The organism is Williamsia phyllosphaerae, assembly GCF_014635305.1.
In the GTDB taxonomy this organism is placed as follows: domain Bacteria; phylum Actinomycetota; class Actinomycetes; order Mycobacteriales; family Mycobacteriaceae; genus Williamsia_A; species Williamsia_A phyllosphaerae.
Genome location: NZ_BMCS01000002.1, coordinates 150,708 through 168,589 on the forward strand (window position 1 = coordinate 150,708; position 17,882 = coordinate 168,589).

General features: G+C 67.9%; 18 protein-coding genes. 10 read left to right on the forward strand and 8 right to left on the reverse strand.

The window, feature by feature from the left end; all coding sequences use genetic code 11:
- Positions 1-43: 43 nt before the first annotated feature.
- The gene (locus tag IEV93_RS14605; RefSeq protein WP_188490728.1) at positions 44-1,324 is read left to right on the forward strand and encodes a SatS C-terminal domain-containing protein; all 1,281 of its coding nucleotides are present in this window, start codon (positions 44-46) and stop codon (positions 1,322-1,324) included.
- A gap of 7 nt (positions 1,325-1,331) precedes the next feature.
- Here IEV93_RS14605 and IEV93_RS14610 read toward each other — a convergent pair whose 3' ends face one another.
- From IEV93_RS14610 to IEV93_RS14620, 3 genes are read right to left on the reverse strand one after another with little or no spacing between them, the layout of a single operon-like run.
- Positions 1,332-2,459: an adenosine deaminase gene (locus IEV93_RS14610; protein WP_188490729.1), complete on the reverse strand. Its 1,128-nt coding sequence runs from the start codon at positions 2,457-2,459 to the stop codon at positions 1,332-1,334.
- Positions 2,456-3,769 (reverse strand): thymidine phosphorylase, encoded by a 1,314-nt coding sequence (locus IEV93_RS14615; protein ID WP_188490730.1) that lies wholly within the window; start codon positions 3,767-3,769, stop codon positions 2,456-2,458. Before IEV93_RS14615 ends, IEV93_RS14610 begins: the two co-directional genes overlap by 4 nt.
- A complete protein-coding gene (locus tag IEV93_RS14620) occupies positions 3,766-4,179 on the reverse strand; it encodes a cytidine deaminase (protein WP_188490731.1) in 414 nt (137 codons plus the stop codon). Before IEV93_RS14620 ends, IEV93_RS14615 begins: the two co-directional genes overlap by 4 nt.
- Before the next feature lie 220 nt (positions 4,180-4,399).
- Between IEV93_RS14620 and sdhC the strand changes: the two genes are divergently transcribed.
- Genes sdhC through IEV93_RS14640 form a run of 4 tightly spaced genes read left to right on the forward strand, consistent with a single transcriptional unit; the run spans position 4,400 to position 7,857 of the window.
- Complete coding sequence (gene sdhC / locus IEV93_RS14625; RefSeq protein ID WP_188490732.1) at positions 4,400-4,804, forward strand: succinate dehydrogenase, cytochrome b556 subunit; 405 nt, start codon at positions 4,400-4,402, stop codon at positions 4,802-4,804.
- Between the two features lie 11 nt (positions 4,805-4,815).
- Positions 4,816-5,259, forward strand: a complete 444-nt coding sequence (locus IEV93_RS14630; protein ID WP_188490733.1) for a succinate dehydrogenase hydrophobic membrane anchor subunit — start codon at positions 4,816-4,818, stop codon at positions 5,257-5,259.
- Between the two features lie 37 nt (positions 5,260-5,296).
- Entirely contained in the window at positions 5,297-7,051 is a 1,755-nt protein-coding gene (sdhA, locus tag IEV93_RS14635) for a succinate dehydrogenase flavoprotein subunit (RefSeq protein ID WP_188490734.1), read from the forward strand.
- Positions 7,051-7,857, forward strand: a complete 807-nt coding sequence (locus tag IEV93_RS14640) for a succinate dehydrogenase iron-sulfur subunit (protein WP_188490735.1) — start codon at positions 7,051-7,053, stop codon at positions 7,855-7,857. Before sdhA ends, IEV93_RS14640 begins: the two co-directional genes overlap by 1 nt.
- Positions 7,858-7,894: 37 nt before the next feature.
- Here IEV93_RS14640 and IEV93_RS14645 read toward each other — a convergent pair whose 3' ends face one another.
- Positions 7,895-8,869 carry a YihY/virulence factor BrkB family protein gene (locus IEV93_RS14645; protein WP_188490736.1) on the reverse strand — a complete coding sequence of 325 codons (975 nt, stop codon included), beginning with the start codon at positions 8,867-8,869 and terminating at the stop codon, positions 7,895-7,897.
- Positions 8,870-8,946: 77 nt separating this feature from the next.
- Here IEV93_RS14645 and IEV93_RS14650 point away from each other — a divergent pair, with 77 nt between their 5' ends.
- A complete protein-coding gene (locus tag IEV93_RS14650) occupies positions 8,947-10,206 on the forward strand; it encodes a glycoside hydrolase family 27 protein (protein WP_229705199.1) in 1,260 nt (419 codons plus the stop codon).
- On the opposite strand, the gene IEV93_RS14655 is transcribed toward IEV93_RS14650, so the two are convergent.
- Positions 10,200-11,135 carry an HpcH/HpaI aldolase/citrate lyase family protein gene (locus tag IEV93_RS14655; protein WP_188490737.1) on the reverse strand — a complete coding sequence of 312 codons (936 nt, stop codon included), beginning with the start codon at positions 11,133-11,135 and terminating at the stop codon, positions 10,200-10,202. The genes IEV93_RS14650 and IEV93_RS14655 overlap by 7 nt on opposite strands.
- 54 nt (positions 11,136-11,189) lie before the next feature.
- Here IEV93_RS14655 and IEV93_RS14660 point away from each other — a divergent pair, with 54 nt between their 5' ends.
- Positions 11,190-11,657, forward strand: coding sequence for an acyl-CoA thioesterase (locus IEV93_RS14660; RefSeq protein ID WP_268237495.1), 468 nt, complete (start codon positions 11,190-11,192; stop codon positions 11,655-11,657).
- Positions 11,654-12,769 carry an alcohol dehydrogenase catalytic domain-containing protein gene (locus tag IEV93_RS14665; RefSeq protein WP_188490738.1) on the forward strand — a complete coding sequence of 372 codons (1,116 nt, stop codon included), beginning with the start codon at positions 11,654-11,656 and terminating at the stop codon, positions 12,767-12,769. The genes IEV93_RS14660 and IEV93_RS14665 overlap by 4 nt, the downstream gene beginning before the upstream one ends.
- Here the strand turns inward: IEV93_RS14665 and IEV93_RS14670 are convergent.
- Complete coding sequence (locus tag IEV93_RS14670) at positions 12,760-13,398, reverse strand: DedA family protein (protein WP_229705200.1); 639 nt, start codon at positions 13,396-13,398, stop codon at positions 12,760-12,762. The genes IEV93_RS14665 and IEV93_RS14670 overlap by 10 nt on opposite strands.
- 156 nt (positions 13,399-13,554) lie before the next feature.
- Here IEV93_RS14670 and IEV93_RS14675 point away from each other — a divergent pair, with 156 nt between their 5' ends.
- Entirely contained in the window at positions 13,555-15,069 is a 1,515-nt protein-coding gene (locus IEV93_RS14675) for an APC family permease (RefSeq protein WP_188490739.1), read from the forward strand.
- On the forward strand, positions 15,059-15,943 hold the full coding sequence (locus tag IEV93_RS14680; RefSeq protein WP_188490740.1) for a universal stress protein: 885 nt from the start codon (positions 15,059-15,061) through the stop codon (positions 15,941-15,943). The genes IEV93_RS14675 and IEV93_RS14680 overlap by 11 nt, the downstream gene beginning before the upstream one ends.
- Positions 15,944-15,967: 24 nt before the next feature.
- Here the strand turns inward: IEV93_RS14680 and IEV93_RS14685 are convergent, their stop codons facing one another.
- Both IEV93_RS14685 and IEV93_RS14690 read right to left on the reverse strand, forming a co-directional pair.
- Positions 15,968-16,435 carry an SRPBCC family protein gene (locus IEV93_RS14685; RefSeq protein WP_188490741.1) on the reverse strand — a complete coding sequence of 156 codons (468 nt, stop codon included), beginning with the start codon at positions 16,433-16,435 and terminating at the stop codon, positions 15,968-15,970.
- 23 nt (positions 16,436-16,458) lie between these two features.
- Entirely contained in the window at positions 16,459-17,877 is a 1,419-nt protein-coding gene (locus tag IEV93_RS14690) for an NAD(P)/FAD-dependent oxidoreductase (protein ID WP_188490742.1), read from the reverse strand.
- Positions 17,878-17,882 lie beyond the last annotated feature (5 nt).

The following is a 17,882-nucleotide window of genomic DNA, read 5'->3' on the forward strand; positions in this document are numbered from 1 at the left end:
GCCACTGGCCCGCTCACAGAACCAATGATTAGGCTTCATCCCCATGGCCGGAGACATCGTACCGATCGAGCTCGGATTGACCGACGGAAACGCGTTCACCCTCTGGGCGCCCCGTTGGCGCGAGGGCGACGACGAATGGGAGGCCTTCCTCGGCCTCGACGAAGATCTCTACGGGTTCCCCGGCGTCGCCGAACTCGTCGCGTTCATCCGTAACAACGACGACAACGACCTCGTCGAGCACCCGGCCTGGGAAACCGTGGTCGGTCTCAAGGCCGAGGAGCTGGTGCCGGCGCAGGACAAGTCCTATGACCTGATCGGTGTGCCCGAGCTTGCCTCGGAGGAGCCGACGCCCGAGGTCATCGCCGAGCTCGAAGACGTCCTGGAGATCGTCCGCATCATCGGTGAGGTCTGCGAGTTGACCACCGTCACCAAGTTTTTCAACGGGAACCCGATCCTCGGCGCGGTCACCACCGGCACGCGGAACTTCGTCGGCAAAGAGGGACAGGAGCTGTGGGGACGCATCGGCGGCCTCATCGACAAGCACTGGGATGACGTGGTCGACGCGATCGACGACGTCATCAGCAGCCCCGACGTCGACGCCACCGCGGTCACGACCGCGGAGGCCGAGTTGGAGGCCGCCGCGAGCGCCGAGGACGAGGACGAGCCCGATGACGACGACATCGAGATCGTCGGCACCGGAGCAGAGTCCACGGCGACCGACGACGACACCGAGGACGACGAATCCGACGAGGAGGAGGACGACGACGACCTCGAGGACGACTTCTGGGCCGGTGTCGGCATCGATCCCATCCGGATCGTCACCGACGCCGCCGAATACCTCACCCTCCGGTGCTACCTCGGCGACGACCCGATCTTCCTGGGCCGCAACGGGAAGATCTTCGTCTTCACCTCCGAGCGTGCGCTGACCCGCTACCTCGCCGACAACGACGACCATGAACTGTCCGAGGTGAGCACGTTCTCCGAGGTGCAGGTCGCGGCCACCGACGGGTCGCTCGAGGTCGACGTGTTCGACGAGAACGTCTACGTCTTCCCGGGCCTGGCCGCCGACATCGCCGACGGACCGCGCCGCATCGACCGCAAGCAGTTGGAGCTCGCCGTCGAGTTGCTCAACGACGCGGCCGATTTCGCCGACGACGACTCGGTGAGCGAGGCCCTCGGGTCGACGACCCCGCTGGGCTTCTTCGTCAGCTACGCCGTCAACCCGGATCCCAAGCGCCTCGCTCCGAGCGGCCCGTTCGACAACGAATCAGAGGCGTGGCGCGCGCTCGTCCACGAGCTCGAGGGTCGTCTGACCAAGAAGTAGGTCCGCGTCAGCCGATCAGGACGGCGTATCCCGGCTTGATCACATCGTCGATGAGCGCGAGCCGCTCGTCGAAGTGCACGAAGGCCGACTTCATCGCGTTGACCGTGAAGCGTTCGAAATCGGCCCAGCCGTAGCCGAACTGGTCGTGCAGCGTGATGAACTCCTTGCTCATCGACGTGTCGCTCATCAGGCGGTTGTCGGTGTTCACCGTCACCCGGAAGCGCAACCGTGCCAGCACGTTGAACGGGTGATCGGCGATGCTCGCCACCGCACCGGTCTGCACGTTCGAGCTCGGGCAGAGCTCCAGTGGGATCCGCTTGTCCCGCACGTAGTTCGCGACATCGCCGAGTTCGGCGCCTGCAAAGGTGTGCGCCGCGAGGTCGGAACCCGCGGGCAGGGAGATGTCGTCGATGACCCGCACGCCGTGACCGAGCCGGTCGGTGCCGCAGAAGCTGATGGCCTCATGGATCGACGGGAGCCCGAAGGCCTCGCCCGCGTGGATGGTGAACGGCGCGTTGTTGGCGCGCATGTACTCGAAGGCGTCGAGGTGGCGGCTCGGCGGGTACCCGGCCTCGGCGCCGGCGATGTCGAAGCCGACCACGCCGCGATGTCGGAACCGAACGGCCAACTCGGCGATCTCGCGCGAGCGGGCCGCATGCCGCATCGCCGTCACCAGGCAGCGCATCACGATCGTCCGACCCGCGTCCGCGGCGGCGGCCACGCCCTCGGCGAAGCCGTCGAGGACTGCCTCGACCACCTCGTCGAGCGACAGCCCGGCGGTGAGGTGCTGTTCGGGAGCGAAGCGCACCTCCGCGTAGACGACACCGTCGTCGGCGAGGTCCTCGGCACACTCGCGGGCCACCCGCGCGAGAGCGGCCGCGGTCTGCATGACCGCCACCGTGTGGGTGAACGTCTCGAGGTAGCGGACCAGGGAGCCGCTGTCGGCCGACTCCCGGAACCAGCGGGCCAGCGACTCGGCGTCGTCTGCGGGCAGGTCGCCGTAACCGACCTCGTGAGCGAGGTCGAGGACGGTCGCCGGACGCAGTCCGCCGTCGAGATGGTCGTGCAGCAACACTTTCGGCGCCAGTCGGAGTGCACCGGGATCGAGGGGCGCCACGGCGCGGAGATCGTTCATGATCCGACGGTAACGCGATCGATCACCAGAGGCCCCGCCAGATCGCTCACACCGTCGTGCGCGTCGGCGACGGTGACCGCGTCTCTCAGCGCTTCCCGCGCCGCGGCAAACCGCTCGGGGGTCCGGGTCGACAGGGTGAACAGCGGATCGCCGGCACGAACGCGATCACCGGGACGGGCGTGCCAGCGCACCCCGGCCTCATGTTGGACGGCCTCGCCCTGCCGAGCGCGACCGGCACCGAGTCGCCAGGCGGCCACCCCGACACCCATCGCGTCGAGTCGCGTGAGCACGCCGTCGTTCTCGACGGTGATGACGTCCTCGTGCTCGGCCCGGGGCAACGGCGCATCCGGGTCGCCACCCTGGGCGGTGATCATCGCCCGCCAGGTGTCCATCGCGCGGCCGTTGGCCAGATTGGTCGCGGGGTCGGCGTCGACGCCCCCGGCAGCGAGCATCTCCGCCGCCAACGCGAGCGTCAGTTCGACGACGTCGTCCGGGCCGCCGCCGGCGAGGACCTCCACCGACTCCGCCACCTCGATGGCGTTGCCGGCGGTGTGTCCCAACGGGGTCGACATCGCGGTCAGCAGCGCGACGGTCTGCACGCCCGCGTCGGCACCGAGCGCGACCATGGTCTCGGCCAGCTCTCGCGCGTCGTCGATCGACTTCATGAACGCACCGCCGCCGACCTTCACGTCGAGCACCAACGCCGCGGTGCCCTCGGCGATCTTCTTGCTCATGATCGACGACGCGATCAGGGGGATCGACTCCACGGTCGCGGTGACGTCGCGCAGCGCGTAGAGCCGCTTGTCGGCGGGGGCCAGACCCGACCCCGCGGCGCAGACGACCGCCCCTACGTCGGCGAGCTGGGTCATCATCTCGGCGGAGGTGACGTCGGCACGCCACCCCGGGATCGACTCGAGTTTGTCCAGAGTGCCGCCGGTGTGGCCGAGTCCGCGACCGGAGAGCTGCGGCACCGCGAGTCCGTACGAGGCGACCAACGGGGCGAGTGGGAGCGTGATCTTGTCCCCGACACCGCCGGTGGAGTGTTTGTCGACCGTGCGCAGTCCTCGGCCGTCCCGCCGCAACGCACCGAAGTCCATTCGTTCGCCGGAGTTGATCATCGCCTGTGTCCAGCGGGCGATCTCACGACGATCCATCCCTCGCAGGAAGATCGCCATGGTCAGGGCCGACATCTGCTCGTCGGCCACGGCACCGGTGGTGAAGGCGTCGACCACCCAGTCGATCTGCTCATCGGTGAGGGCGTGGCCGTCCCGCTTGGAGGCGATCACCGAGACCGCGTCGTGGGTGCTCACGCGTCGAGTCCCCGGGCGGCGGCGATGTCGTCGGGACCGAACGCGTGCGGCAGGAGATCGGACAGCGGGAGCGGACCGTCGCGGTGGTCGACGAGCAACGCCGCCCCGCCGTGCTCGAGCAGAATCTGCCGACACCGGCCGCACGGCATCAGGGCGAGGCCCCGCCGATCGGTCACCGACAGGGCGATCAGACGCCCCCCGCCGGTACGTCGCAGGTCCCCTGCCAGCGAACACTCCGCGCACAGGCCGAGACCGTATGAGACATTCTCCACATTGCATCCGAGGACTATCCGTCCGTCGTCGACCAGGGCGGCGGCGCCCACCGGGAAATCCGAATAGGGCGCATACGCGTGGGCCATGATCTCTGTTGCCTTGCTGCGCAACAGATCCCAGTCGATCGAGGGCGACATCCCGGCGTCTCCTCCCGCGCGGGGATCCGACGACTCCCGCACTGAGCTGCGATGGAAGTGATGTAAGGCAAACCTAATTCGCGAGAATCGCGACCGAGCGAGAACTCGGGCCGGTTCTTGCAACGCTCAGCATAGGTTTAAAGTCGTTGGGGTAGGCATGTCCGAGCCGGGAGAACGCTGGCTCACCGCATCCATCGACGTTGTTGGAGGCCCTTCCCTGATGAGTACTCAAACCGAGGTCGCGCCAGATCCGGTGCGCCGCCGTTCCCTGTATCGCGGGGACCCGGGAATGTGGTCGTGGGTCCTCCACCGCATCACCGGCGTGTCGATCTTCTTCTTCCTCTTCGTGCACGTCCTGGACACCGCGATGATCCGCGTCAACCCGGACACCTACGACAAGATCATCGACACGTACAAGACGCCGATCATCGGCCTGATGGAGATCGGTCTCGTCGCCTGTGTGCTGTACCACGCACTCAACGGCGTGCGGATCATCCTCATCGACTTCTGGTCGAAGGGTCCCAAGTACCAGCGTCAGATGCTCTGGACCATTCTCAGCGTCTTCGTGATCGTCTTCGCCGCAGGCGCGATCCGGATGCTCCAGCTCCTGATCCACAACCTGTAAGGGCTCCGGACATGACGACTTCGCAAGCACCCAACATCGCCAAAACAGTTGGCACCGCTCACGACCGCCCGGCGAGCCTGGACAACCCGCGTTCGCCGCGTCGCCCCAAGGGCGGCAACTTCGAGAAGAACGCATGGCTGTTCATGCGCTTCTCCGGACTCGCGCTGATCATCCTCACGCTGGGCCACATGACGATCATGCTGACCCTCGACAACGGCGTGCACCGGATCGACTCGGCCTTCGTCGCACAGCGCTGGGGACAGCCGTTCTGGCAGATCTGGGACCTGTCCATGCTCTGGCTCGCCCAGCTGCACGGCGGCAACGGCGTGCGCACCGTGATCGCGGACTACTCCCGCAAGGACTCCACGCGCTTCTGGCTCAACGTGGTTCTCGCGCTGTCGATGATCCTCACCGTGGGGCTCGGCACGTACGCAATCCTCACCTTCAACGTGTAGTTCGACCACGCCCACCAGGCTCGCAAGGAGACATCACATGCAGGAACATCGTTACGACGTGTTGATCGTCGGCGCCGGTGGAGCGGGGATGCGCGCGGCCATCGAGGCCGGCCCCCGTGCCCGTACCGCCGTGCTCACCAAGCTCTACCCCACCCGTAGCCACACCGGCGCGGCTCAGGGCGGCATGTGCGCCGCACTGGCCAACGTCGAGGAGGACAACTGGGAGTGGCACACCTTCGACACCGTCAAGGGCGGCGACTACCTCGCCGACCAGGACGCCGTGGAGATCATGTGCAAGGAGGCGATCGACGCCGTCCTCGACCTCGAGAAGATGGGGCTGCCGTTCAACCGCACCCCCGAGGGCAAGATCGACCAGCGCCGCTTCGGCGGGCACACGCGTGACCACGGCAAGAGCCCGGTCCGCCGCGCCTGTTACGCCGCCGACCGCACCGGCCACATGATCCTGCAGACGCTGTACCAGAACTGCGTCAAGCACGACGTGGAGTTCTTCAACGAGTTCTACGCGCTCGACCTGTGCCTGAGCGAGAACGAGGCCGGCGAGAAGGTCGCCACCGGCATCGTGGCCTACGAGCTCGCCACCGGTGAGATCCACGTCTTCCACGCCAAGTCGATCGTCTTCGCGACCGGCGGCTCGGGACGCATGTTCAAGACCACCTCGAACGCGCACACCCTGACCGGCGACGGCATGGGCATCGTGTTCCGCAAGGGCCTGCCGCTCGAGGACATGGAGTTCCACCAGTTCCACCCGACCGGTCTGGCCGGCCTGGGCATCCTGATCTCCGAGGCCGTCCGCGGCGAGGGCGGGATCCTGCGCAACGCCGACGGTGAACGCTTCATGGAGCGCTACGCCCCGACCATCAAGGACCTGGCGCCACGCGACATCGTCGCCCGGTCGATGGTGCTCGAGGTGCTCGAGGGCCGCGGCGCCGGACCGAACAAGGACTACGTCTACATCGACGTGACCCACCTCGGCGCCGAGGTGCTCGAGGAGAAGCTCCCCGACATCACCGAGTTCGCCCGTACCTACCTCGGTGTCGACCCGGTGACCGAGTACGTGCCGGTGTTCCCCACCTGCCACTACGTCATGGGCGGCATCCCCACCAACATCCACGGTGAGGTCCTCGCCGACGCCGACACGGTCGTCAAGGGTCTCTACGCCGCCGGTGAGTGTGCCTGCGTCTCGGTGCACGGCTCGAACCGCCTCGGCACCAACTCGCTGCTCGACATCAACGTGTTCGGCCGTCGCGCCGGCATCGCTGCCGCCGACTACGCGACCTCGGCCGAGTTCGTCGACCTGCCCGAGACCCCCACCAAGATGGTCGACGAGTGGCTCGAGCTGGTGCTCTCCGAGCACGGCCACGAGCGTGTCGCCGACATCCGCACCGAGCTGCAGGCGTCGATGGACGCCAACGCGTCGGTGTTCCGCACCGAGGAGACCCTCAAGCAGGCCCTCACCGATGTGCACGCTCTCAAGGAGCGCTACAACCACATCCGGGTGCACGACAAGGGGACGCGGTTCAACAGCGATCTCCTCGAGGCCATCGAGCTCGGCTTCCTCCTGGAGATGGCGGAGGTGACCGTGGTGGGCGCACTCAACCGCAAGGAGTCGCGCGGCGGACACGCCCGCGAGGACTACCCCGACCGCGACGACACCAACTACATGCGGCACACGATGGCGTACAAGAAGGGCAACGAGCTCCTCTCGGACATCGAACTGGGCTGGAAGCCCGTCGTGCAGACCCGCTACGAGCCGATGGAGCGTAAGTACTGATGACCACCGCCCCCGACATCGCACGTGACCCGCGGACCGACGATCCGCCGTTGCCCCCCGTCCCCGACGAGGCGACGATGGTCACGCTCAAGATCTCCCGGTTCAACCCCGAGGAGCCCGACGCGCAGGGCTGGGAGAGCTTCCGCGTCCCCGCTCTGGAGACCGACCGGCTCCTGAACCTGCTGCTGTACGTCAAGGGCTACCTCGACGGCACGCTGACCTTCCGTCGCAGCTGCGCCCACGGCGTCTGCGGCAGTGACGCGATGCGCGTCAACGGCGTCAACCGTCTGGCCTGCAAGCTGCTGATGAAGGACCTGCTGCCCAAGAACAAGGACGGCTCGTTCAAGGACAAAGAGGTCACCATCACGGTGGAGCCGATCAAGGGTCTCCCCGTGGAGAAGGATCTCGTCGTCGACATGGAGCCGTTCTTCGACGCGTACCGCAAGGTCAAGCCGTTCCTGATGACCAGCGGCAACGAGCCGACGCGTGAGCGCATCCAGAGCCAGACCGACCGCGCCCGGTTCGACGACACCACCAAGTGCATCCTGTGTGCGTGCTGCACCACGAGTTGCCCGGTGTTCTGGAACGAGGGCAGCTACTTCGGTCCCGCGGCCATCGTCAACGCGCACCGGTTCATCTTCGACAGCCGCGACGAGGGTGCCGCCGAGCGTCTCGACATCCTCAACGAGGTCGACGGTGTGTGGCGCTGCCGCACCACCTTCAACTGCACCGACGCGTGCCCCCGCGGCATCCAGGTCACGCAGGCCATCCAGGAGGTCAAGCGCGCGCTGATGTTCTCGCGCTAGACCGCACCGACAGCTCGACACGAGACGCCGTGGGACATCAGTCCCGCGGCGTCTTCTCGTCGTCCTGGTCGAATCGGACCACGATCTGCTCGAACCCCTTGGCGCGCTGCGCTTTCGCCTGCTGTGTGTAGGCCCGACGGTCCCCCTTGGTGAGGTCGACAGCGTCGGTGAACGGGGTGAGCAGGGCGCGAGGGAAGAGCTGGTTGACCCACACCGCGTTGATCTCGGCGCAGAACACCACCGCCGCAGAGGTCAGGTAGAGGAAGGCCAGCAGGCCGAGGACGACGGCGAAGACACTGTTGGTCGCGCTGGCGTTGCGGACCACACCGCCGACGTACACCGCGCCGAACGTCTGGAGCAGCTGCCAGGCCACCGCCATCACGATGGCGCCGGGCGCGACGTCGCGCAGTCGCAGCGAACGCGCGGTCCCGATCCGGTAGCCCTGCGAGAAGATGAACGCGTTCAGCACAACCGCGGCGACGGTCAGCCCCCCGGTCGACCATGCGCCCAGGGAATCGAAGAAGTTGCCCAGCAGCGACAACGCCGTGGTCGCGGCCAGGGCCATCACCAACACGACCACCAGCCGCAGGCTGTGCAGCCGCGACAGCAACGGGTTGGGGCGCGAGTTGCGCGGCACCGCCCAGATGACGTTCATCGCGTTCTGGGCGGCCTGTCCGATGCCGGACGCGCCGTAGAGCGCCACGATCACACCGATGACGACGCCGGCGGTGCCGCCGCCGAGTTGCCGGGGCTGACCGAGTTGGTCACCGATGATGGGGAACTCCCCCAACGCCGAATCCAGGAGGTTGGCCTGCATGGCCGGGTCGTCGGCGAGCAGGAACCCGAGGATCGTCGTCACCAGCAGCAGGATCGGGAACAGCGACAGGAACGCGTAGTAGGTGATCAACGCGGCGAGATACCCGCCCTGGTCGTCGATGAACTTGTAGATCACGCCGATCACGTAACCGACGGCGCGATTGCGTCGTTGCAGCGCATCGACGCGGGCCACCATCTGTACAACGCTAGTACACCGACCTCACAGCCTCGCGAGGGGAAACCTGCCAGGGTCGATGCCTACGCTCGCGGCTTGTGAGGACATCCCGAACGGTGCGGGCGATCGCCGCCGGCGCCGCGCTGTGCGTCGCCGTCGCCTGCGCCCCCGCGCCGGGTGACGTGATCGACGACGCGTCGGTGGCGATCCCCGGTGTCGCGGCCACCCCGCCGATGGGGTGGAACAGCTGGAACGCGTTCGGGTGTGACATCGACGAGACGACCATCCGGTCCCAGGCCGACGCGCTGGTCTCGTCCGGCCTGGCCGCGGCCGGATACCGGTACGTGGTTGTCGACGACTGCTGGTACTCGCCGCAGCGCGCCGCCGACGGCACCCTGACGGCGTCGTCGCAACGGTTTCCCTCCGGCATGGCCGCACTCGGCCGCTACCTTCACGCACGCGGTCTGCGGTTCGGGATCTATGCAGGCGCGAGCGAGCAGACGTGCGCCCAACTCTCGGGCACCTACCCGGGACGGACCGGGAGCGCCGGTCACGAGACGACCGACGCGCGGACGTTCGCGTCGTGGGGCGTGGACTACGTCAAATACGACTGGTGCTCGGCGAACTCCGATCTCGACGATCAGAAGGAGGCTTTCACAGCGATGCGTGACGCCATCCGGGCGACGGGACGGCCGATGGTCTACAGCATCAATCCCAACAGCGGCGTGACGAGCGACGACGGGGTGCCCGGGGCGCGCCACGACTGGGGCGGTGTCGCGACCATGACCCGATTGACCAACGACATCAGTCCGCAGTGGACCACCGACTCCGGGTCGAACGGATATCAGGGCATCGCCGACATCATCGACGCGTCCGCCGACGCCACCGCACGGGTGTCGGCCGGACGGTGGACCGATCTCGACATGCTCGAGATCGGTGTCGGGACGAGTCTGACCGCCGCGCAACAACGCTCACATCTGGCCCTGTGGGCGATGATGGCCGCACCCCTGGTGGCGGGCAACGACCTGACCGTCATGGATTCCGCGACCGCGGCGCTGCTGCGCACACCGGGTGTCCTGGCGATCGATCAGGACCGGGCCGCGCGCCCGGCGACGGCGGTGACCGCCGACGGCACCGTGCGCACCCGCGAGCTGTCCGGTGGACGACGGGCGGTGTCGCTGAGCAATCGGGGCGCCACGGCCACGACGATGTCGTTCACGCCGGGGACGGGTGTACCGGTCCACGACGTGTGGACCGGTACGAGCGTCCCGGTCGGGTCCGACGGGACGGTGCGGGTCACCGTCGCGCCCGACGACACCGCGCTGTTCGAGACGACGTCGGGCGGCTCGGGTCAGTAGTGGTAGGTGTCCGACGGCGCCGGGATGTGATCGGGATCGTCGTGGTCGGGGTGGATCTCGATGCCGTACGAGCGGGCGAGGTCGATGATCTTCGTGGCCCGCGCGATACGCGGGAGATCTGACCCGTTGCGGATCTCGCCGCCGTCACGTTCGAACTCGGTGAAGAACTCACGCGCCCAGGCGATCTCCTCCTGCGAGGGTGAGAGACCCTCGTTGACCGCGGCGCACTGGTCCGGGGCGAGACAGATCTTGCCGGTCATACCGAACTCGGAGCTCACCGCGGTCGCCTCGCTGAGCTTGAGCGCCGAGGAGCCGACGGTGGGTCCGTCGATCGCACTGGGCAGATGTGCTGCCTTGGCGGCGATGGTGAACCGCGAGCGGGCGTACGCCAGCGTGGCGGGCTGGTCGCCGAAGCCGGTGTCGCGGCGGAAGTCGCCGATACCGAACGCGAGACGGAACGTTCCTTTCGCCGCGGCGATCTCGCTGATGCGCTCCAGCCCACGCGCGGTCTCGACGAGGGCGACGATGCGCACCCCGGGGAGTTTCTTGGCGGTCTCGGTGACGTGGTCGACCGACTCCACCATCGCCAACATCACCCCGCCGACGGTGGCGCCGCTCTCCCCCACGGCACGCAGGGCGTCGAGATCGTCGGCCCACCACGGCGTGCCGAAGCCGTTGACGCGGACCCAGTCCGAGTTGCCCGCGGCGATCCATTCGATGACGTTGTCGCGGGCGGAGACCTTGTCCTTCGGGGCGACGGCGTCCTCGATGTCGAGGACGACGATGTCGGCCCTGGAGTGCGCGGCCGCCTGGAAACGGTCGGCCGACACACCGTTGACCAGGAGCCAGCTACGGGCGAGCACGGGGTCGATGCGTGAGCCGATATCCTCGGCATCGACATCGCTGTCGGTTTTCGGTGGCGGGTTCATCGCCGACCATCGTCTCCCACCGGGACGGCCAGGGCAATCGAAGGGGCGTCGAACGTGACAGAGCGAGAGCCGCGCTCGGAGCGGGAGCTCACCGCCGCCGACTACCCGGTGCAGTGGCCGGTGACGACCCGGTGGGCCGACAACGACATGTACGGCCACCTCAACAACGCCGTGTACTACCAGCTCTTCGATACCGCGATCAACGGGTGGATCATCGGCGCGACCGGAATCGATCCGATCAGCGCGCCCGCGCAGGGTGTCGTCGTCCAATCCGGCTGCAAGTACTTCCGTTCCGTCGAGTTCCCTCACGCTCTCACGGTCGGGATCCGCGTCTCGCGGCTGGGGAACTCCAGCGTCACCTACGATCTGGGCCTCGTCGACGCCGAGGGGGACGACGCCACGATCGCCGCCCGGGGCAGCTGGGTGCACGTCTACGTCGACACCGACACCCGACGCCCGGTCGCCATCCCCGAACCGATCCGCAACCTGCTCACGGGAGCAGAGACCGAGGCCCCGTCATGAAGATCGATGCAGCCGTCCTGGTCGAGTCCGGCCGGACCCGTCCCTACGCCGAGTCCGAACCGCTCGTCGTCACCGCCCTCGAGCTCGACGAGCCGGGACCCGGGGAGATCGGGGTCCGGATCGAGGCCGCGGGCGTCTGCCACTCCGACCTGTCGGTCGTCGACGGCAACCGTCCCCGCCCCCTGCCGATGGCGCTGGGCCACGAGGCCGCGGGCATCGTGGAATCACTCGGTGAGGGCGTCGACGACATCGAGATCGGCACCCGCGTCGTGATGGCGTTCCTGCCACGGTGCGGGGAGTGCGCGGAGTGCGCGACCGACGGACGCCTGCCCTGCGCCCCGGGTTCGGCGGCGAACAACGCGGGCACCCTGCTCGGCGGAGACAAGCGGCTGCACGGCACCGACGACTCCGAGATCTTCCACCATCTCGGCGTGTCCGGGTTCGCGACCCACGTCGTCGTCGACCGTCGATCGGCGGTCGCCGTCGGCGCGGACGTCCCGCCGGAGGTCGCCGCGGTCCTCGGATGTGCGGTCCTGACCGGCGGAGGCGCGGTCATCAACGCGGGCAAGCCGTCACCGGGCGACACCGTGATGGTGGTCGGGCTCGGAGGCGTCGGCATGGCCGCGGTCCTGACCGCGGTGTCGCTGGGCACCGGAGACGTCATCGCCGTCGACTCCCTGCCGGAGAAGCTGGCCGCGGCCACCGCGGCGGGCGCGTCGGCGGTGTACACGCCGGCCGAACTCGTCGATCAGGGCATCACCGCGGCGGTCGTCATCGAGGCGGCAGGCAACGCACGGGCCTTCGAGACCGCGGTCGCGGCGACCGCCGCGGGCGGCATCACCGTGACGGTGGGACTCCCCGCGCCCGACGCCCGGTCGTCGATCTCACCGCTGGGGCTGACCGCACAGGCCCGCACGATCGTCGGCAGCTACCTGGGGTCGGCCGTCCCCAGCCGGGACATCCCCATCTACGAGCAGCTGTGGCGCGAGGGCAAGCTGCCGGTGGAACAGCTCATCTCCTCGCGCATCGCGCTGCGCGACATCAACGCCGCGATGGACTCACTGGCCGACGGGGCCGCGATCCGACAGGTCATCGTCTTCGATCAGGAGTGATCGAGAGCGGGTGACGACGGGCGGTTCTTCTTCATCCGGTTGCGGATCACCAGCGCGATGATCGCGACCACGAACAGCGCGATGAAGACGTACGACGTGTAGCCGAGATCTTTCTCGACGGTCTTGTACGACTTGCCCGCGATGAATCCCAGCGAACCGACCACGCACGCCCAGATGGTGCCGCCGATCGCGTTCGCGATGACGAAGGTGCGCAGACGCACGTTCGACATGCCCGCGAGTCCGGGTATGAGAGCGCGCAGCGCGGCGATCCACCGACCGAACAGCACCGCCACCGCGCCGCGTTTGCGCAACGCCTCCCGGCCGCGTTCGACGTGTTCGGGCTTGACCAGCCGCTTGGGGAGCTTTTCCAGCAGGGCCGCACCCCATCGGCGACCGACCTCGAATCCCACGAAGTCACCGATCACCGCACCCACGCTGGCGGCGACGAGCACCTGCCACAGCTCGAGGCGGCCACCGTTGGCGATGACGCCGGCGATGAGCACGGCGATCTCACCGGGCACCACCACACCGACGAAGATCGACGCCTCGAGGGCCGGGAACGCGAAGGCCATCAGCAGGGCCACCCACGGAGGGAGGTCGAGCAGCCACTCCACCAGTGCATCGATCACCCGTTGACGATAGCCGCACGCGGTCGTGACGCGACCGGTCGATCAGACCGGCGGTTAGCGCGGGTAAAAACGACTGAATCAGTCGCTGTGTTACCGCATCGAAAACAAATCCGTCGTTCGAGCGCGGACTGGGTGCGGAAATCGTAGTGTCGGCGCATGGCCGTATCAAAGCCGGTGTCCACGCTGCCGGCACCGTCGTCCGACAAAGGACTCCGAGCGGGATCCCTGGGGCTCGTCGGGAACGTGGTGATCGGGTTGTCGGCGGTCGCGCCGGCCTACAGCCTCGCCGCCACCCTGGGGTTCGTGGTCGCCGAGGTGGGGACCAAGGCCCCGGCGATGTTCGTCCTCGCGTTCATCCCGATGCTGCTCATCGCCTTCGCCTACCGCGAACTCGGGGAGGACACCCCCGACTGCGGCACCACGTTCACGTGGGGGACCAAGGCGTTCGGGCCGTGGATCGGCTGGATGGGCGGGTGGGGCCTCGCGGTCTCGGCGATCATCGTGCTGGCCAACGTCGCCGAGATCGCGGCCATCTACATGTTCAAGTTCCTCGGCCTCGACTCGCTGGCCGACAATCTGCTCGTCAAGGTCGGTGTGGGCTGCTTCTTCATCATCGCGATGACCTGGGTGAGCATCCGCGGCATCCTGATCAGTGAACGCATGCAGAACGTCCTGATCGCGGTTCAGTTCGGGGTGTTGATCGTCGCCAGCGTGATCGCACTGGTCAAGGTCGGTTTCGACAAGGCGGGCCCGCAGGCGATCACCCCGAGTTGGAGCTGGTTGTGGCCGAGCGGGGTCTCGTCCTCATCGCTGGCGGCGGCGATCATCCTGTGCATCTTCATCTACTGGGGGTGGGACGCCTGCCTGGCGGTCGGCGAGGAGACCAAGGACTCCACGAAGACGCCCGGACGCGCTGCCGTTCTCACCACTCTGATCCTGGTCTGCACATACGTCCTCGTGGCGTACGCGGTGCAGTCGTTCGCGGGGTTCGGCGACACCGGCATCGGCCTCAACAATCCCGACAACGCCGATGACGTACTCACCATCCTGGGCAAGCCGGTCGCCGGCGTGGTCATGTCGGCGTTGCTGCTGCTCACCGTGTCGATCTCAGCGTTGTCGTCCACACAGTCGACCATCCTGCCGACCGCCCGTGGCACGCTGTCGATGGCCGTCTACAAGGCGATCCCGTCACGCTTCGCGCGGGTTCATCCGCGATACATGACACCGGCATTCGGCACCGCGGTGATGGGTGCGGCGGCATTGTTCTTCTACCTGGTGCTCGCCCTCGCCAGCGAGGACACCCTCGGCGACTCGGTGTCGTCGTTGGGCCTGGCCGTCGCCTTCTACTACGGCATCACCGCCTACGCGTGCGTCTGGTACTTCCGCCGGACGTTGTTCGCCTCGGCACGCAACTTCTTCATGCGCGGCCTGTTCCCGCTGCTCGGCGCGCTCGCGATGACCTGGGCGTTCGTACAGAGCTCGATAGACATGATCAAGCCCGACTACGGCTCGACATCCTTCGGCGGCGTCGGCGGCGTGTTCATCCTCGGGGTCGGCATGTTGGTCCTGGGCATCCCGTTGATGCTGCTGTGCGTCGCCGGCGGCAAGGACTTCTTCCGCGGCAAGACCCTCAACGCCACCACCGAGGTCAAGGTCCCCGATGTCTACTGACACCCACCCGCGCATCACCGTCGGCTATCTGGCCACACAGTCCGGCGACGACGGGGTCGCGCTCGCGGTCGCGCTGGCCGAGTCGACCGGCGCCGCGGTCGATCTCGTCTGCGTGGTCCGGTCGGAGGAACCCGACGGCACGCCCGGTCGTGCGGCGTATCAGGACATGCTCGTCGCCCGGGCGCAGGAGTGGTTGGCGCAGGGGGCGAAGCTCGTACCCGACACGGTCGGTGTCGAACTGCATGCGCCGGTGGCCGAGTCGTTCACGGAGGGGTTGATCGATTTCGCCTCGGCCACCGGTGCCGAGATGATCGTCGTCGGCGGTACCCGGGACGGACTGTTCGGTCGGCACACCCTGGGGTCGATCAGTTCCGAGCTGGTGCACTGCTCCCCGCTGCCGGTTGCGCTGGCACCCCGCGGGTACTCCGATCGCGCCGATGTGCCATTGGCGTCGATCACCGTGGCGGTGCCCACCACGACCCGCGGTGACAACCCCCTGCCGTTCGCACTGTCCCTCGCCGAGAAGGCACAGTTGTCGATCCGGCTGGTGTCCCTCGTGTCGTTGGACGACGGGCCGCTGGCCGATTCGGAGACCTCGGCACAGACCCGTGCGCGTCACGTCGCGGCGGCCACCGCCATCCTGGACGAGGCACGGGACGGCGCGGACACGGCTCAGGAGATCGAATCGGTTGTCGCCGAGGGCGACACGCTGGATGAGGCGATGGAGATGCTGCGCTGGACCGAGGGCGACATCGTCGCCGTCGGGTCCGCCCGACTCGGTCCGCCGAGTCGGGCGTTCCTCGGGTCCACCGCAGCGCGCATCCTGCGTGGCACCACCGCCCCGATCATCGTGGTCCCGAAGTCGGGCGGCTGAGATCCGAGCGGCGGCGCCGTCGGGCTATGCGCCCGTGGTCGCCGCGGCGAGGCGTCCGAGGGTGTCCTCGAGCTCTTTCTCGCTGACCAGCGGGAAGGAGATCTGCTTGAGCAGCTCCTTGTCGGTCACGTTCGACCAGTCGTAGGTGTGGCGCACGAGGGTGGCGTCGGGCCCCTGGGGCTCGAGCTCCCACAGCCACTCCCACCCGGGAGGCTCGGTGCCCGCGGGCGCGGTCTTCCACGCGAGCAGCTTGTCGTTGGCGTAGCCGCTGACGTGGTTGTCGGTCTTGTACTCGCCACCCATGTGCGGGCCGTCCATGTTCATGGTGAACACATCGCCGACCTTGCTGATCCGCTCGCCGTTCTCGTCACCGCGGACGAAGCCCGATCCGTCGAGTTCGACGTGGCGTTTCGGGTTGGACAGGATCTCGAAGATGTCCTTCGCGGACGCGTCGATGAGACGCTCGACCGTGACACTCGTCTGGTTGCTCATGTGATCCAACGTACGCGAAGCGCTCAGCTGTCGAAGCCGAGTCCGACGGCATCCATCGCTCGCAGCCACAGTCCGCGTCGGCCCTTGCGTCGATCGGATCGGGCGAATTCCTTACGGGTGATGGTGATGCCGATCCAGCGCAACGGTTCCGGCGGGAACGGGATCGGACGACTACGGACCATGGCGCTGCGCGTGCGTTCGGTGTCGCGGCCGTCGAGGAGGTCGAGCGCGGTGCGCGCACCGAAATGCGCTGCGCCCACACCGAGTCCGGTGAAGCCGAGGACCGACACGACCCGACCGCCCATGCTCGTGTCCCAGAAGGCCGAGAACCGCGAGCAGGTGTCGATGGCCCCACCCCACGCGTGACTGATCCCGATCCCCTCGAGCTGCGGGAACATCTGCAGCAGATGCTCGGCGAGCAGCGCGAACTCGTGGTCGTCGTAGGCGTGCCGGGGATCGTGGTCGGAACCGTAGTGGTAGACCGCGTCCCATCCGCCGAACAGGATGCGGTCGTCGGCGGTGACACGGAAGTAGTGGAAGCGGGAGCCGCTGTCGGCCAGCCCTTCCCGACCCGACCATCCGATGGCGGCACGCTGTTGCGCGGTGAGCGGTTCGGTCATCAGGACGTAGTCCCACACCGGGACCATCGCCCACCGGTTGCGCCGGAGCAGCGGTCGTGCGGCCGCGGTGGCCACCACCACGCGGTCGGCGGTGACGGTGCCGGTGGCGGTCCGCGCGCAGATCGAACCCTTCCGCCGGCGCAGCGACACGATCTCGGTGTTCTCCACGATCCGGACACCGAGCCGCTCGGCCGCGTCGGCCAACCCCCAGGCGAGCTTGCCCGGGTCGACCATCATCACGTTCGGATCGTGCGCGGCGGCGGCGACCATCGGCGAGTTCACCCGCGCCCTGGCCTCGGCCCGGTCGTAGAAGGTCGCCGGTTGGTCGTAGAGCAGCGCTTCGGTGACGTGCTCACGGACATCGTCGACCTGCCAGTCGAAGTTCGCGATGTCGAGCTCCCCGACACGTTCGGCGGCGGCGTCGACACCGAGCCGACCCAGCGTCGACTCGATGTCGTCGAGGGTCTCGACGCCGAGCCGCAGCAGGGTCGGCAACTCGTCGCGGTAACGCGCCACACCGTTGGCCAGGCCGTGGGTGAGGCTCGCCGAACAGAAGCCGCCGTTGCGACCCGAGGCGCCGTCGGCGATCCGCGCGCCCTCGACGAGCAGGATCCGTCGGTCGGGGTTCTCCTCCGCGGCCTGCACAGCGGCCCACAGTCCGGTGAAACCACCGCCGACGATCAGCAGGTCGGTGTCGGTGTCGCCGTCGAGACCCGGTCGTGCGTCGGGACGTTCGGGACGGTCCAGCCAGTACGGCGCCCGGGTCGCGCCGGAGACCATCGCGACGCCACGCGGGGTGGGCGTCTCGAGCCATGCCGACATCGCGA